The 15,720-nt window shown below is 45.5% G+C and carries 12 protein-coding genes; all 12 read left to right on the top strand.

All coding sequences use genetic code 11. The annotated features are described in order from the left end of the window. The first annotated feature begins 1 nt into the window (after position 1). The 12 genes from H2508_RS01340 to H2508_RS01390 all read left to right on the top strand — a co-directional run bounded on the left by H2508_RS01340 (position 2) and on the right by H2508_RS01390 (position 15,554). Entirely contained in the window at positions 2–2,200 is a 2,199-nt protein-coding gene (locus H2508_RS01340; RefSeq protein WP_328799331.1) for a type I restriction-modification system subunit M, read from the top strand. Next, the gene (locus H2508_RS14945) at positions 2,197–2,334 is read left to right on the top strand and encodes a hypothetical protein (protein WP_235964672.1); all 138 of its coding nucleotides are present in this window, start codon (positions 2,197–2,199) and stop codon (positions 2,332–2,334) included. The genes H2508_RS01340 and H2508_RS14945 overlap by 4 nt, the downstream gene beginning before the upstream one ends. Continuing rightward, entirely contained in the window at positions 2,331–3,257 is a 927-nt protein-coding gene (locus H2508_RS01345) for a PDDEXK nuclease domain-containing protein (protein ID WP_235964675.1), read from the top strand. The genes H2508_RS14945 and H2508_RS01345 overlap by 4 nt, the downstream gene beginning before the upstream one ends. Beyond that, positions 3,250–4,635 carry a restriction endonuclease subunit S gene (locus H2508_RS01350; protein WP_182168616.1) on the top strand — a complete coding sequence of 462 codons (1,386 nt, stop codon included), beginning with the start codon at positions 3,250–3,252 and terminating at the stop codon, positions 4,633–4,635. The genes H2508_RS01345 and H2508_RS01350 overlap by 8 nt, the downstream gene beginning before the upstream one ends. Further along, positions 4,632–6,074, top strand: coding sequence for a DUF262 domain-containing protein (locus tag H2508_RS01355; RefSeq protein WP_182168617.1), 1,443 nt, complete (start codon positions 4,632–4,634; stop codon positions 6,072–6,074). Before H2508_RS01350 ends, H2508_RS01355 begins: the two co-directional genes overlap by 4 nt. Further along, positions 6,067–8,079, top strand: coding sequence for a GmrSD restriction endonuclease domain-containing protein (locus H2508_RS01360; RefSeq protein ID WP_182168618.1), 2,013 nt, complete (start codon positions 6,067–6,069; stop codon positions 8,077–8,079). Before H2508_RS01355 ends, H2508_RS01360 begins: the two co-directional genes overlap by 8 nt. Positions 8,080–8,240: 161 nt before the next feature. Continuing rightward, positions 8,241–9,971 (top strand): nuclease-related domain-containing protein, encoded by a 1,731-nt coding sequence (locus H2508_RS01365; protein WP_182168619.1) that lies wholly within the window; start codon positions 8,241–8,243, stop codon positions 9,969–9,971. Positions 9,972–10,040: 69 nt separating this feature from the next. Next, entirely contained in the window at positions 10,041–13,139 is a 3,099-nt protein-coding gene (locus tag H2508_RS01370) for a type I restriction endonuclease subunit R (RefSeq protein WP_182168620.1), read from the top strand. A gap of 1 nt (position 13,140) precedes the next feature. Further along, positions 13,141–13,839: a M48 family metallopeptidase gene (locus H2508_RS01375; RefSeq protein ID WP_182168621.1), complete on the top strand. Its 699-nt coding sequence runs from the start codon at positions 13,141–13,143 to the stop codon at positions 13,837–13,839. A 549-nt stretch (positions 13,840–14,388) separates the two neighbouring features. Further along, positions 14,389–14,526 (top strand): hypothetical protein, encoded by a 138-nt coding sequence (locus H2508_RS01380; protein WP_182168622.1) that lies wholly within the window; start codon positions 14,389–14,391, stop codon positions 14,524–14,526. Further along, a complete protein-coding gene (locus H2508_RS01385) occupies positions 14,523–14,690 on the top strand; it encodes a hypothetical protein (RefSeq protein WP_182168623.1) in 168 nt (55 codons plus the stop codon). Before H2508_RS01380 ends, H2508_RS01385 begins: the two co-directional genes overlap by 4 nt. Positions 14,691–14,825: 135 nt before the next feature. After that, entirely contained in the window at positions 14,826–15,554 is a 729-nt protein-coding gene (locus tag H2508_RS01390; protein ID WP_182168624.1) for a hypothetical protein, read from the top strand. Positions 15,555–15,720 lie beyond the last annotated feature (166 nt).

Here is a 15,720-nt window from a genome sequence, read left to right on the forward strand (position 1 = left end):
CATTGGCGAAGGCATTAATAAGGTCATTAACTTAATTGCCGAGGCCAACGACCTGCAAGGCGTGATCAACGTCGCAGACTTCAACGACGAAGACAAGCTGGGCAAAGGCAAAGACATGATCGATCGCTTGTCTAATCTGGTCGGTATTTTTGAAGGCCTAGAAATGGGCGGCAACCGTGCCGGTGACGATGATCTATTAGGCGATGCTTATGAATACCTGATGCGCCACTTCGCTACCGAGTCCGGCAAGTCCAAAGGCCAGTTTTATACGCCCTCTGAAGTGTCACGTATTCTTGCCAAAGTGATTGATATTGGTGATTCAACGCCGCAAGATGCCACCGTGTATGACCCCACTTGTGGGTCGGGTTCGCTGTTGTTAAAAGCCAGTGATGAAGCACCGCGCGGCTTATCCATTTACGGCCAAGAAATAGACAACGCCACCAGCGCCTTAGCCCGCATGAATATGATTCTGCACGATAACGCTACCGCAAAAATAGTGCAAGGTAACACCCCTAGTAGCCCCGAATGGAAAAATGACGACGGCCAGCTAAAAACCTTTGATTTTGCTGTGGCTAACCCGCCGTTTTCCACCAAAAACTGGACCAGTGGCCTGAACCGTAGCGGAGATGAGTTTGGCCGTTTTGTGTGGGGCGTGCCGCCAGAAAAAAATGGCGACTATGCCTTCTTGCTACATATTATTAAAAGCTTAAAAAGCAAGGGTAAAGGCGCCATTATTTTGCCCCACGGTGTGCTATTTCGCGGCAATGCCGAAGCGCGTATTCGTGAAAACCTTATTAAACAAGGCTATATCAAAGCCATTATTGGCTTACCGGCCAACCTGTTCTACGGCACCGGTATTCCTGCCTGTATTATTGTGGTGGACAAAGAAGGCGCCGCCCAGCGCGACAGCATCTTTATGATCGATGCCAGCAAAGGTTTTATGAAAGACGGTAATAAAAACCGTTTGCGTAGCCAAGATGTGCATAAAATTGTAGATGTATTCACTCACGCTTTAACACTGCCTGGCTATAGCCGTAGCGTGGCTTTTGATGAAATTGCCAGCAACGACTACAACCTTAATATTCCGCGCTACATCGATAGCAGCACCCCAGAAGATATGCATGATTTAGCAGGGCACTTACAGGGCGGTATTCCGAATCAGGACATTGACCAGCTGCAGCAGTTTTGGCAGGTGTTCCCCAACTTGCGCGACAGCATCCTCACGCCACAGCGTGAAGGCTACAGCCAGATAAAAGTGCCTGCTAGCGAGATAAAAGCCCATATTCTGCAGCATCCAGAGTTCACCGCCTTTGCCGAATTGACGTTACAGCCTTTTAACGCTTGGGCAGAGCAGGCAGATTTACCGGCCATTGGTCTCGATGATAAGCCAAAAGAAATTATCCACCGTATTAGCGAAGACCTCTTAGCGCGTTACGCTAATATTCCTTTGCTGAATAAATACGACATGTACCAAATCCTGATGAACTACTGGGCCGACACCCTGCAGGATGATGTCTATGTGTTAGTGCAAGAAGGTTGGGAGGCGGGCAAAAAAGTACGCGAACTGGTGGCTAAGAAAGGGGAAAGACTCACTGAAACCCCCGATTTAGTGATTAAGCGCGTGAGATACAAAATGGAACTGAATCCGCCAACCTTAATTGTGCAGCGCTACTTTGCTGAGCAGCAAGCCCAGCTGGATCAGTTGCAAGCTACTTTAGATGACATTACTCAGCAGCAAGAAAGTTTGATTGAAGAGCACACCGGCGATGAAGGCTTATTGGTAGAAGCGCTAAACGATAGAGACAGAGTCACCAAAACCACAGTCAACGCGCGACTAAGAGTGAGCACCGACGAAGAAGAGCGCGAGGTACTTGAGCAGGCCAAACAGCTGTTTGATTTAGAAACCAGTGCCAAATCTCAGATTCGCAGCGCACAAGAGGAGTTGGACAGCGACGTTTTAGCTCAATACGGCAAACTGGATGAGGCCGAGATTAAGCAGTTACTGGTTGAAGACAAATGGCTTGCCACTCTGCAAAGCCAGATTGAAGCGGAAATCGAGCGCATCACCCAGCAGTTGGCCAGTCGTTTACAAGAGCTAAAAGAACGCTACAGCGAGCCATTACCTGAGATTATTGAGAACGTTGAAGTGCTGAGCAACAAAGTGGACGAGCACCTTAAAGCCATGGGTTTGACGCTATGAGTCAGCCCAGCGAACAGAACTTAGCAAGCTTAGTCGAGCCCATTGCGCACATCATTGAGCAGGCTAAAGGGCAAGTACGCCAGGCCGTTAACAGCGCCATGGTGCACAGCTATTGGGGCATATTGGCCAAATGATTGTTGAGCATGAACAGCAGGGCGCAAGCCGCGCTGAATATGGCACGCAACAGCTCAAGCTAATGTCTGCGCAGCTTACTGAGCGCTTAGGCAAAGGCTTTAATGTCACTAAACTGCGTAATATGCGCCGCTTTTATCAAGCTTTTCCAATTTGGGAGACAGTGGCTCTCGAATTGAGCAGGTCTCATTGCAACGCCTTATCGCGTATAGATAACCAGCAAGCACGGCACTGGTACATGCAAGAAGCGCAAGCCCAAGGTTGGAGTGTGCGCGCCTTGGACCGGCAAATCAGCAAGTTTTATTACGAACGGTTACTGGCCAGCCAAGATAAAGCCCTAGTAGAAGCCGAAGCCGAAGCCAAAGCCAAAGCCCACACCGAACCCTTAGCGGAAAGCGTGAAAGACTATCTGCGCGACCCCTACATTCTAGATTTTTTAAACCTACAAGATAAAACCTACCAAGAAAGCCAGCTGGAAGAAACCATTATCAGCAATATCCAGCAGTTTTTACTGGAGTTGGGTAAAGGCTTTGCCTTTGTAGAGCGGCAGCAGCGCATTCGCTTTGCCGATGAGGACTTTTATATCGATTTGGTGTTTTACAACTTTAAGCTCAAGTGCTTTTTACTGGTGGATTTAAAACTGGTTAAGCTAAAGCACCAAGACATTGGCCAGATGGACACCTACGTGCGCCTTTACGATGAACAACACAAAGGCAGCGACGATAACCCCGCCATTGGCCTTGTGCTGTGCAGCGAGAAAAGCGAAACCGTGGTGAAGTACTCGGTGTTATCGGAACAAAAACAACTGTTTTTCGCTAAATACCTGCCGTACTTACCCACCGAAGAACAACTCAAGCACGAACTCGAACGCGAACGCGCCAACGCCATGGCCCAGCTGGCTGCTAAGGAGCAAGACAATGAATAAGGATGCAGTGGCAGAAATGAGCCGGCAGTATCAGGTTGAGGCTGCCGAAAAGGTAGTGCCAGAGGGATATAAACAGACTGAATTGGGGGTTATACCTGAGGATTGGGCGGTTTGGCAGCTTAATGAGCTTTGCACTTTTGAGAATGGTGACCGTAGTAGTAACTATCCAACTTCTGGTTCGTTTGTTAGTAGCGGCTTTCCTTTTATAAATGCAGGCCATATTGATGAAGGCCTCATCTATATAGATGGTATGGATTACATCACTTCTGAAGCTTTTGAGAAGCTCGGGGGAGGCAAAGTAAGACCAAGAGATATTTTGTTTTGTCTTCGTGGCTCTCTAGGTAAATTTGGTGTTGTGTCTGAAAGTCTAGGGGAAGGGGCCATTGCCAGCTCACTAGTGATAATTCGACCAAATAAAAGAAAAGTTGTTTTAGAGGTTTTAACTTCAGGCTATTTGAAATCTAAAATCTGTAAAGAAATGATTGAACTTTGGTCAGGTGGTGCAGCGCAGCCCAATTTGGGAGCTAAAGAACTAGGAAGGTTTTTAGTCCCATTACCACCTACAATAAATGAGCAAAAAGCGATAGCCAGTGCTCTATCCGATACCGATGCACTACTCAGCGAACTAGAAAAACTCATCGCTAAAAAACAAGCCATCAAAACCGCCACCATGCAGCAACTGCTCACCGGCCGCACCCGCTTACCGCAATTCGCCCATCACCCAGACGGCAGCAAAAAAGGCTACAAAAAAAGCGAGCTAGGCGAAATACCGGATGATTGGGAAGCTATTCAGCTTGGTGAGATCGCAACATTTATAAAGGGTGCTGGCTTACCTAAAAGCGATCTAATTGATAGCGGAAAAAACCGTTGCATTCATTATGGTCAGCTCTTTACAACCTATGGCCCTAAAATTGAAAAGATACTTTCATCTACCGATATAGATGGTTCTATTAAGTCTGAAATCAATGATATTTTGATGCCAACCTCCGACGTAACACCAAATGGATTAGCAACCGCGAGCTGCATCCTTGAGTCGGGTATTGTTCTTGGTGGGGATATTTTGATAATACGCACTAAAAAAGAGCTATTGAATGGCGTTTTCTTTGCATATTTAATTACCGTGATGCGCGATCAAGTTATGCAACTGGTCACAGGCTCCACTGTTTACCATTTATATGGCAGTGATATGGCAAAATTCTTGTTCGCAAAACCTGTGCTTGAAGAACAAACCGCCATCGCCACCATCCTTTCCGATATGGACTCAGAAATCCAAGCACTGGAACAACGCCTCAACAAAACCCGCCAAATCAAACAGGGCATGATGCAAGAGCTGCTAACTGGTAAAACTCGTCTTGTTACACCACAGGTACAGCCATGACAGCATCTTTGAATAAAAAAGTGCTGTCGGTGAAACAGCTGCTTAGCCTTGATAATCTTGTAATTCCTGATTATCAACGGCCGTATAAGTGGACGTTGAAAAACGTGACCGAGCTATTTCAAGATGTGGTCACTCAACAAGATAAATCAGCCTACCGTTTAGGCACTATTGTTTTTCATCAACATGCACCTAAAGACAAGATACAACTTGATATTGTTGATGGGCAGCAGCGTACCTTAACGCTCTTGTTAGCAGTTTGGGCCATCATCAATGCACGTTTAAAAGGCTTAGAACGGCAAAACCTTAAAGACAAGCTCAATGAGATAAAACCTGTTTTGCAGCAGTTTATGCAGCGTCAAAATTTTGCGAGTGAAGAGTCGCAGTATAATTTAAAGCAAAACTATCAAGAGCTTACCCGTTTGGTGGCAAGGCCTGAGTTCACCGAGGCGCATATCGACTTTTTGCTCGATAAGTGCCAAGTTGTTGTATTTGTACTGGACGATATCTCCGAAGCTTTTCAGTTTTTCGACTCGCAAAATGCCCGAGGGCGCGATTTACAACCTCATGATTTACTCAAAGCTTTTCATTTGCGTGAGTTTTCAGATTATGAAAACGAATTAAAAGCCGAAACAGTTAAGCATTGGGAAAGCCTAGACAGTGATGATTTAGCAGAGCTTTTTGCTATCTATTTGTACCGCATACGCCAGTGGGCTAAGGGTAGGTCTGCCCGTTATTTTGGTAAAAACCAGGTTGGCTTATTCAAAGGCGTTAATTTAGACAAGGTGGGTTACTACCCTTATGTAGAAACTTTGCGCATCACCCACCACTTTGTAGATGAATACAACAGCCAATATCAGCGCAAAATCGATGGCCAAAAGCAGGTGTTTCCGTTTCATTTAGATCAAATGATCATTAACGGCCGCCGCTTCTTTGAGTTGGCAGAACATTACCAACAGCAAGTTGCAGAAATAAAGGCGAAAGAGTACGAGGATAAAGCAGAGCAGTTGCAAATAATGATCAAAGGTCATCCACTGAATGAGCAAGCCAGTAACATTATTTGCACGCTAAACAGTAATGAAAAATACCCAAACCGCACGCGTACGGGCGATAGATATATACGGTCAATATTTGATTGTGCACTGATTTTCTATATTGATAAGTTTGGAGTAGACCGTTTATCACTGGCCATCGAGAAAATATTTATTTGGGCATATAGCTGCCGTATTAAGCAGCAAGTAGTGCAATTGGCCACTATGGATAATTATGTGCTAGAAAATAATTTGTTTACCTTAATTAAGGAAGCAACACACCCCAATGATGTTTTTACTTTCGAGCTAGAAAATATTAAAGCCTCAGAAAATAAGAATAACCGTAGAAGCGGCAACGCTGATAACGATCCGCTCGTGAAGCTGTTCAGGGATATGAAATATTATGAATAATGATGTACAGGCTTTCACAATAGAGGAGTTGTTGACTGATGAATCTGATTATCTTATTCCTATGTATCAGCGAAATTATGCATGGGGTGAGGGCGAGATTAACCAGCTGATACAAGATGTTTTAGATTACCAAGAAAGGTCTCATGGTGCGGGTAAGCCACAAACCTATTACATAGGTACTTTAGTGGTTTACATCCGTAACGATGGGTTGCTTGAAGTGATTGATGGGCAACAGCGTTTTACCACTTTAACGTTGCTGGCTATTTGGCTGAAGAATAATAAAAGAGCCAATGCAACAGCCCCTGAGCTAGAAAATTACCATATATTAAATTTAGGCTTTGAGAGCCGATTAATCTCCACCAATACACTCACTGAGCTTTTCCAAGGTGTTGATACCAATAAGCTGTTGAGTGAAAAATTCAATAACGACTTGATTAAAGGCTATACGCTTATTGGCAATTTTCTTGGGGAGTTTGATGAAACTAAGCTAAACAACTTTTGTGATTATTTGTTTAAGCATGTGCAAATTACTCGAATTAAGGTGCCAGATGATACGGATTTGAACCACTATTTTGAGGTGATGAACAACCGTGGTGAACAGTTAGAAAAACACGAGATTATTAAAGCGCAGTTGATGTCGGTTTTAAATAAAATCGAAGACACCCAAGAAAAGTCAAGAAGTTTAAAAGCGCTGAACCTAGTTTGGAATGCTTGTTCTAATATGGAGCGCTATGTTCAATACGGTTTTAACACCGTACAGAGAGATAGTTTGTTTGGCCAGGGAGACTGGGGGCAGTTCAGTGTTGGAACTTTTGAAGAACTTGCCAAGCTGCTCGATAAAAAGCAAGAAAATACAAGCAGTGGCGCTGTTGACTCTGAGGGCACGGCGTTAAGCCTTGCGGCTATTCTTGATGGTGCTATTAAGAAAAGGCCCGAAGAAGGTGATGAGGGAACTTCGGAGCGATTTAACAGCGTAATTAATTTTTCCAACTTCTTGCTGCATGTTCTACGCGTTTTTAAAAAAGACGACGTGCCCTTAGATGACAAACAAATAATTGATGAGTTTCACAAAGCTTTTATAGCGACAGATGAAGCTATTCCCAAAGTTAAAAGCTTCGTTTTTGCTTTATTGAAGTGCAAATATCTTTTTGATCAATATGTGATTAAACGTGAGTTTACCCAGGCTGGTGACGGTTGGAGCTTGAAACGCTTACGTTGGTACTCCAAAGAGAGTGTGAGCTATGTGAATACATTTAGCGATGGTACAGCTGAAAACGAAGATGGTTTTGACGGCGCTAACCGTAGAATTTTAATGCTGTTGTCGGCGTTGCACGTTTCAACACCTACCTTAGCCTATAAGCATTGGCTGAATGGTGCATTGAAGTATTTATTTACAGCACAAAAACCCGAATCACCAATTAGTGCTAATGAATATTTGAAAAACCTAGAACAGTTGGCGCGTAAATTTGTCTTTAATCGCTTCCTTGCAGAAGGTGAAGGGCAAAATTATTTCCAGATGATTTATGGTGATAACAGCTCCCCTGAAAACCAAATTATTGTTCGTAACCAGTTGCCACATGAAAAATTACGCTTCGGCGCTATTGAAAATAACTTTGTTTTTAACTACTTGGATTACTTACTTTGGTTGCGCGATAAGCAGGAAGACCCAGTGGTTAGAGAGTTTGAATTTACGTTTAGAAGCTCGGTTGAGCACTTTTATCCTCAGCACCCCATGGATGGCCACGCGGTGATGGAGCCTGAAACTCTGCACCGCTTTGGCAACTTATGCCTTATCAGCCATAGTAAAAACTCGCGGCTTAGTAATTTTCAACCTAAAGCTAAGCAAGAGCACTTTGCCGCGAATATAAAACAAAAGCAGATTGATAGTTTGAAACTGTATGCGATGCTAAGGCTGTTACAGCGCAGCCGTGAGTGGAAAGCCGAAGAAGTTCTTGAGCATGAAAATGAAATGTTTGCAGTTCTATTCAACGCAGTAAGTTTTTAAAAACTAATGAATATTTATTAACCGATGTTAGAACACTAGAAAGTGCTATTTGTACTATTTTTTAAACAAAATATTGAGCGATACAGTCAAGCTCTATCGCTTTAAACTTGATACATTTCAGTTTAGTTAAATATTTAATTATTAAGTAAGGCTATCGCCCAATGTCGATTTTACTTTACGGCCAAAAAGCCGACCGAACACATGAAAATAAGATGCTCAGGGCATTTATCCAAGCGCTCAAAGCCGATTGGGGAAGCGCAGGTAAAGACATAACCCTGATCGCCAATAGCATGTGGGGCGGACACGAAATCGATTTGGTTTGTATTCTCCCTGCGGCTATTTTGGTCGTTGACTTTAAGCACTATAGTGGACATTTAATCGGTACTGAAAATGGTCCATGGCAAGTTGATGGCGCTCCGGTAAAGGGCGGTAGTGATCATAGGGCCAATCCTTTCCAGCAGATACGTGACTATAAGTTTGCAATCATTGAGTGGTTAGAAAATCATCAATTACTGGGAAATCGAAACCTTGGTCATATTAATGGTGCCGTTGTATTTAGCGGGCCAATCACTGGTGAAATAGACCTTTCGGTTAGGGCGTCGTACTGGTTTCATACCACAGATTTAGACTGTTGCCCGACCACACTCGCTGACCTTGCATCAACAGAGTTTAGAGTTTATCCGAGAGACATAGAGTCAATTATAAAAGCACTCGGGGCGCAGGAGATCGATTTTGATTTTGGGCAGGATAATTACCAACCTAAAACAGAGCCTATCCCCCCGGTATTTATACCCCGCACTGATGCAGCTAAAAAACCTGTGGAGTCCACAACAACAGAGCCGAACTGGGCTTATAAAGCAGACATTGAACAAGTTAAACAAGAATCAGCTAAGGCAGAACAAAACCTTACAGCAGAACCTGAGCCGGTTGAGCCAGCCTCTGCTGCACCCAAGCAAGACCCACTTACAGCACATCCGATACCGCCACAAAAAAGTCGCATGTCTGGCATGTTTAAGTCCGCCATTATAGTGGGTGGTGTGTTCTTAACCATGGCGTTGGTCAGTCAGATATATCCAACGATTGGGCAAAGCAGTCCTGCAGTTACCATCACTTCACAGCAAGTGCAGTCAGTAGAATCTCTAGCGCAGCCACAAGTTAATACGCTTGCTATGAATAGGCAGGGTTACCAGTCTGCTGCGACACCTGTTGCGACTAGAAACGCATCAGACACGACTTACATTGAGCAAATTGAAGCGCACAATACAGCGCAGTATGTGGGTCAAGAGGTGACTGCGTGCGGTACCGTTGCGCAAACCACGCCTTTCAGAAAGGGTGTGTATTTGAATTTAGACAAGGCGCACCCGCAGCAAAGCTTAACGCTAGTGGTGTGGGATGAATCTTTAGCTGCTGTGGAAAATAAACTCGGACGTTTATCCGGCTTAGTGGGCGTAGACGTCTGCGCCCGTGGCCCAGTGGGTGAATACCGCAATCGACCGCAGATTCAAATTAACGCAGCTTCAGCGGTACATCTAAAGTCACACTACCTGCAAGTTGCTGCTGCAAGTCAGCAGACCAATGAAGTAAGCGTTGAGAGAATTGAAGCCTTTCGCGCACCATTTTATGTGGGTAAGCAAGTCATGGCCTGCGGTGTGTTAGCAGACATCTCAAAGTTCACTAAAGGTGTGTATCTGAGTTTAGACAAAAAGTATCCGAATCAATCCTTAACCTTGATAGTTTGGGATGAAAACATCGCACCGCTTGAGACTAAATTTGGTTCGTTCAATAGCAAGATAGGCCGTACTTTTTGTGCGCTAGGCACCATAGAAAAATATAAGAAGAATCTGCAAATTCAAATTGAAAATCCGAAATTTTTGCGCCTGATGCTTAATTGAACAGCTTGAGTCTTTGCGAGCAAGAAGTTACCTGTGCAGGCAGCAGGCAGTATTTGGGGTAGGGAAACTATGAGCAAAATCAACCAACTTGAACGCATTACCCAAGAGCGCCTCATTCAGCTTTTTCGCCAAGATCTAGGTTATGAATACTTGGGCAATCTGCATGGTCAGAACAATAAAAATATCAACGCTGATCTTCTGACGGCCTGGCTAAAGCAGCAAGGCTACAGCGCAACTTTAATTAATAAGGCGCTGCGCCAACTGGACATGGCCGCCGTTTTAGGTGATGGCAAAGCCCTCTATCAAGCCAACAAGGAAGTATACCGCTTGCTGCGTTACGGCATTAAAGAATCGGAAGGGGTGGGCCAGCAAAATGAAACCATTTGGCTGATTGATTGGAAAAACCCTGACAACAACCACTTTGCCATCGCTGAAGAAGTCAGCATTCAAGGTGAAAACCTTAAACGCCCGGATATGGTGTTGTATGTAAATGGCATTGCTTTAGGGGTATTGGAACTTAAGCGCTCGACGGTATCGGTGAGCGAGGGCATTCGACAGAGCTTAGATAACCAAAAGAAAGCCTTTATCCGCAATTTCTTTACCACTATCCAGCTGGTAATGGCGGGTAATGATAACCAAGGGCTGCGCTACGGCACCATTGAAACCCCAGAGCGCTTCTTTTTGGAGTGGAAAGAAGAGGTTGTTAACCCGTACTCTAATTCGCTCGATTTTCATTTAAGTCTAATCTGCAATAAGCAGCGTTTTTTGCAAATTATCCATGACTTTATGGTGTTTGATGCTGGTGTAAAAAAGACCTGTCGGCATAATCAGTTTTTTGGTACTCAAGCAGCTAAGCAGCGTATCGCTAAGCGTGAAGGCGGGATTATTTGGCACACCCAGGGTTCAGGTAAAAGTTTAACCATGGTGTGGTTGGCCAAGTGGTTGCGGGAGAATCAAACTGGCGCCCGCGTGTTAATTGTTACTGACCGAACTGAGTTAGATGAGCAAATAGAAAAAGTATTTAGCGGGGTAGATGAAGAGATTTACCGCACCAAAAGCGGCGCAGACTTGATCGCCACACTAAACCAACCTAACCCATGGTTAATGTGTACCTTGGTGCATAAGTTTGGCCGCCAAGGTGATGATGATACGGCAGAATCAGAGCAGGCCACTGATGAATTCATTGAGCAGCTAAGTGGCACCATTCCGAACGATTTTAAAGCAAAAGGTAATTTGTTCGTTTTTGTGGATGAGTGCCATCGTACTCAGTCCGGCAAGTTGCACGCGGCCATGAAAGCCATTATTCCAGATGCGATGTTTATTGGCTTTACCGGTACGCCTTTGATGAAAAAAGACAAACAAAAATCCATCGAGGTTTTTGGTAGTTATATTCATACCTATAAATTTGATGAAGCAGTAGAAGATGGTGTGGTGTTGGATTTGCGCTATGAGGCGCGAGATATTGACCAACATCTGACATCGCCTGAAAAAATCGATGAGTGGTTTGATATCAATACCAATGGTTTAACTAAAACTGCTAAAAGCCAGTTAAAACAGCGTTGGGGAACCTTGCGCAAGGTTCTCTCCAGTAAATCCAGACTTGAGAAAATCGTCATGGATATTTGGCTGGATATGAAAAAGAAACCCCGCTTAAAAGATGGCCGTGGTAATGCCATGTTGGTGTGTTCGAGTGTGTATCAAGCCTGTACCACCTATGACATGTTCAGCAAAACAGACTTGGCCGGCAAGGTGGCGATTGTGACCAGCTATCAACCGACAGCAGCCAGTATCAAAGGCGAGGAGTCCGGCGAGGGGCAAACCGAGGCCCTGTTTAAGTACGACACTTACCGTAAAATGCTCGCTGATTTTTTTGAGCAGCCAGAAGAGCAAGCAGCATCCCGTGTGGAAGAGTTTGAGGTTGACGTTAAAAAGCTCTTTGTGGATGAGCCGGGGCAAATGCGCTTGCTGATTGTGGTGGACAAATTGCTGACAGGTTTCGATGCACCGTCAGCAACCTACCTGTATATCGATAAACAAATGGCAGACCACAACCTGTTTCAAGCCATCTGCCGCGTCAACCGTTTGGACGGTGACGATAAAGAATATGGTTACATTGTCGACTATAAAGACTTGTTTAAGTCCCTCGATAAAGCTATTAAAAGCTATACGGAAGGCGCTTTTGATGGCTATGACGACAAAGATGTTCAGGGGCTGCTAAAAGACCGCTTAGAGCAAGCTAAGGAAGATTTAGACAACAGCTTAGAAGCGGTGCGAGCTATGTGCGAGCCAGTCAAAGCACCGCGAGGTATTCTAGAGTATCAGCATTTTTTTTGCGGAGTGTCAGGTGACCACAAAGATGAACTCCTTGAAAAAGAGCCATTACGTTTAGCGTTTTATAAAGCCTTTGCCAAGTTATTGCGTACTTATTCAAATCTCGCTAATGAGATGCAGCAGGCCGGTTACAGTGCTGTTGAACAGGAAAAAATCCGCCAAGAAATCGAACACTATGAGGCTGTGCGCGCGCAAGTTAAGCAGTTTAGTGGTGACGAAGTGGACATGAAGCGCCTAGAACCGGCCATGCGGCAATTAATCGATATGTATATTCGTGCCGATGACAGTGAAGTGTTATTCGACTTTGAAGAGTTGGGTTTATTGGAGCTCGTGATTAGCAGAGGTGAGGGTTTAATCCATGAGGTACCTGAAGGTGAGCGTAATCTTGCTAGCACCATGAACGAAGGTATTGAAAACAACTTGCGACGCACCCTGGTAGAAAACAATCCGCTCAACCCAGAGTACTACGACAGTATGTCGGCTTTGCTTGATGAGTTGATTAAAAAGCGACGTCAGCAGGCCATCGACTATCAAACCTACCTGAAAGAAATCCAAGTACTGGCCAGTAAAGTGGTAAAGCCCAATCAAGGGCAAAGTGATTATCCAAGCTCCTTAGATACAGCGGCCAAACGCGCCATTTATGACAATTTCGGTAAGGATGAAGTCTTAGCCAATAAGATTGATACCACCATCCGTTACACAAAAAAAGCAGATTGGGTGGGCGACCTTTTTAAAGAGCGTGAAGTGGCTTATGCGCTCACCGAGGAGGTGGGCGTCTACGGTGTAGATATTGTGGCGTTAATGGAGCTGGCTAAAGCACAGCCAGACTATAAGTAAGATGCAGCAGATTGGTAGTATCGAGTTTGAGCTGCTCCGTAAGCCGATTAAGCACATGCGTATTAATGTATTGCCACCAGATGGGCAGGTGCAGGTGATTGCGCCCGATAGTTTCACTGATACCGCGATACGTGTGGCCTTTGCGGCGCGCATTTCTTGGATTAAAAAACAGCAGCAGGCTTTTCAGCAGCAAGCGCGTCAAACGGAACGCCAGTGGGTGTCCGGTGAGTGCCATTACCTGTGGGGTAAAGCCTACCGTTTAGAAGTGATTGAGCACAGTGGTGCCCACCAAGTGCGATTCGGTAAGGATAATTACTTACAGCTGTGGGTGCGGCCCAACACTAAAACAGAGAATCGGGCGAAAGTCCTGCACAGTTTCTATCGTCAAGAACTCAGCCACGAAATTCCTAGGCTGCTCGATAAATGGTTGCCTCGCTTAAACACTGAGCTGAATGATTGGCGCATCAAACAGATGAAAACTAAGTGGGGCAGCTGCAACATCGAAGCCCGTAGTCTGTGGCTCAATTTAGAACTTGCCAAAAAAAACCACGCCTGCCTTGAATATGTATTAGTGCACGAATTAGTCCACCTCCTAGAGCGCAACCACAATGCTCGCTTTATGGCCTATATGGACCAGTTTCTACCCGACTGGCGAGAGCGCCGCCAGTTGTTGAATAGACAGCCGTTGGATGCGGTTTGATACTTTAGCGTTATCAAAAGTCCATAGTTTTAATAATGACAATGTATAAGCTGATTAAATGACTATCGAAAAGGCGCTTCGCGCTCTTGAGGCTTTTCAAGAAGAGACACTCACACGAAGTTTCTCAGATATTTAAATTCGCATCATCGGTTTCGGAATATATGACATAGAAGAGCTCTGTGCTGAACGAGTGATCGATGATACTTTCAGTCCGCCTTGGCCACTCGCCCAAATCTGGGATCAGGTCTGTCCAGGGGCGGATGGTGCGGTCCCGACTTCAAGCGCACCTGGCGCGCTACGGGCAACGGCACAGGCAAGGCCCGCGCCAGCCGCAACGTCACCGCCCGCTGGCGCATCGCGGTATTGAGCAGCGGCGAGCGCACCTTGGCTTCTGAGGTGGACCGCTTCGCCTAGTTAGATACCTTCGCCACGCCCCGCCCGCTGCAAGGGTGGGCCGCAAATGCGATGCTGAGAGGTGCGACACCATGAGACGACGCACCCCCCAAGGCCTGCCTGTCAAAGGTTGCTTGTGACGCCTACCAGTGGTTGATGGCTGATGATTCTTCCCGGCTAGAAAAGGGCGGCGTGGACCTAGAGCCTCTGCCTCCTATTGATCTGGACACCCCACCCCAGCTAGACCTGACACTGCCGCTGGACCCTGATACCCAAGAGGAGGCTGAGGCATGAGCAAGAATTCCAGGCGGTTTGCCGAGCCTGTGCGGCTGATAGTGTGCGTCGAGGCCGAGGTGGTGGCAATCGACAAGCTGACGACCCAGGGGAGGCACCATGGCCACCGCAACCGGCCCGAGTTTATCCAGCAGGCTATTGAGCGAGAGCTGGAACGGTGCTGACTCGTACATTAATATTTAATCTACGTGCTTTTTTTACATTCCCCATTTATTCATTGTGAATGATGATGTTCCATGTTTATGGGGCGAGACTGGTTATTTTATCAGAGTATTTTTCTGAGCTTTATAGGAGGTTGTGTGGAAATCAATGGAATAGATATAAGAAAAGAGAGTGGGGGGTTTTATTCAGCAAGGGATATTCATAGGTCTTCTGGAAAAGGTTCTAGCTATAGGCCAGATGTTTTTCTCGCAAGTGGACTTGCAAAAAATGTTGCAGGCTCATTAAACATAATGTGTGATGATGAGTCGCAGCATGTTAAGAGGAGTGATGATCCTCATCTAGGCATTTTCTTTTCCTCTGTGCTGAGTGTTGCGTATGCTGCTTGGCTTGAAGTGGCTTTTAGTGAGTTTTTTAAGGGCGTTTCGAAAGACGTTTATGCCTTAGGTTATGTCGATGGGGAAGAGGCGATAGAAAGGGAAGTTAAAGGTGCTGTTGAACAGGGCTATAAGGTTGGTTATCAAGAATGCAAGAGAGTGATGGACGAGTTTGTAGGGTCTGTGGCAAAGCATCCAGTGCAGAAGAGAAGTATTAGCAGTGTTGATTTTTGGCGATCAGTTTTTCCTGAGTCTAATGATGTGCCTCATGAGTTTCTAAAATATTTGCTTTTGCGTGCAGCCTCTTACCGAAATATGGGGCGAAATGGTTTGCTGTCAGAGTATGATTGGGAGGCTGGTTGTTACTGGATGACGCCGGAATTTGCGTTCTCTGTAGCTTCGTTCTTTGGTGATGGAAGTCAAGAACATTTGTCTGCACTTCGCTTCATTAGTGTGGATTCGGCTGGAGAGGCCTGGGCAAGCGAAGTTTGAAAGATCAGACCTCCGTGCCAGTCTGATGAATACCCGGGTCCCTAAAAGAGCTGGCGACTTGAAGAATAATCAAGGTATATCAAGGGCGCCCCTAGGCTGGGCGCCTTTGCCATGTGGGCGTCTGATGATAGAGCGACCAATACACGCGTTTTATGCATCGTTTTTA

It is taken from the genome of Sediminihaliea albiluteola (assembly GCF_014077625.1).
Lineage (GTDB): Bacteria > Pseudomonadota > Gammaproteobacteria > Pseudomonadales > Halieaceae > Sediminihaliea > Sediminihaliea albiluteola.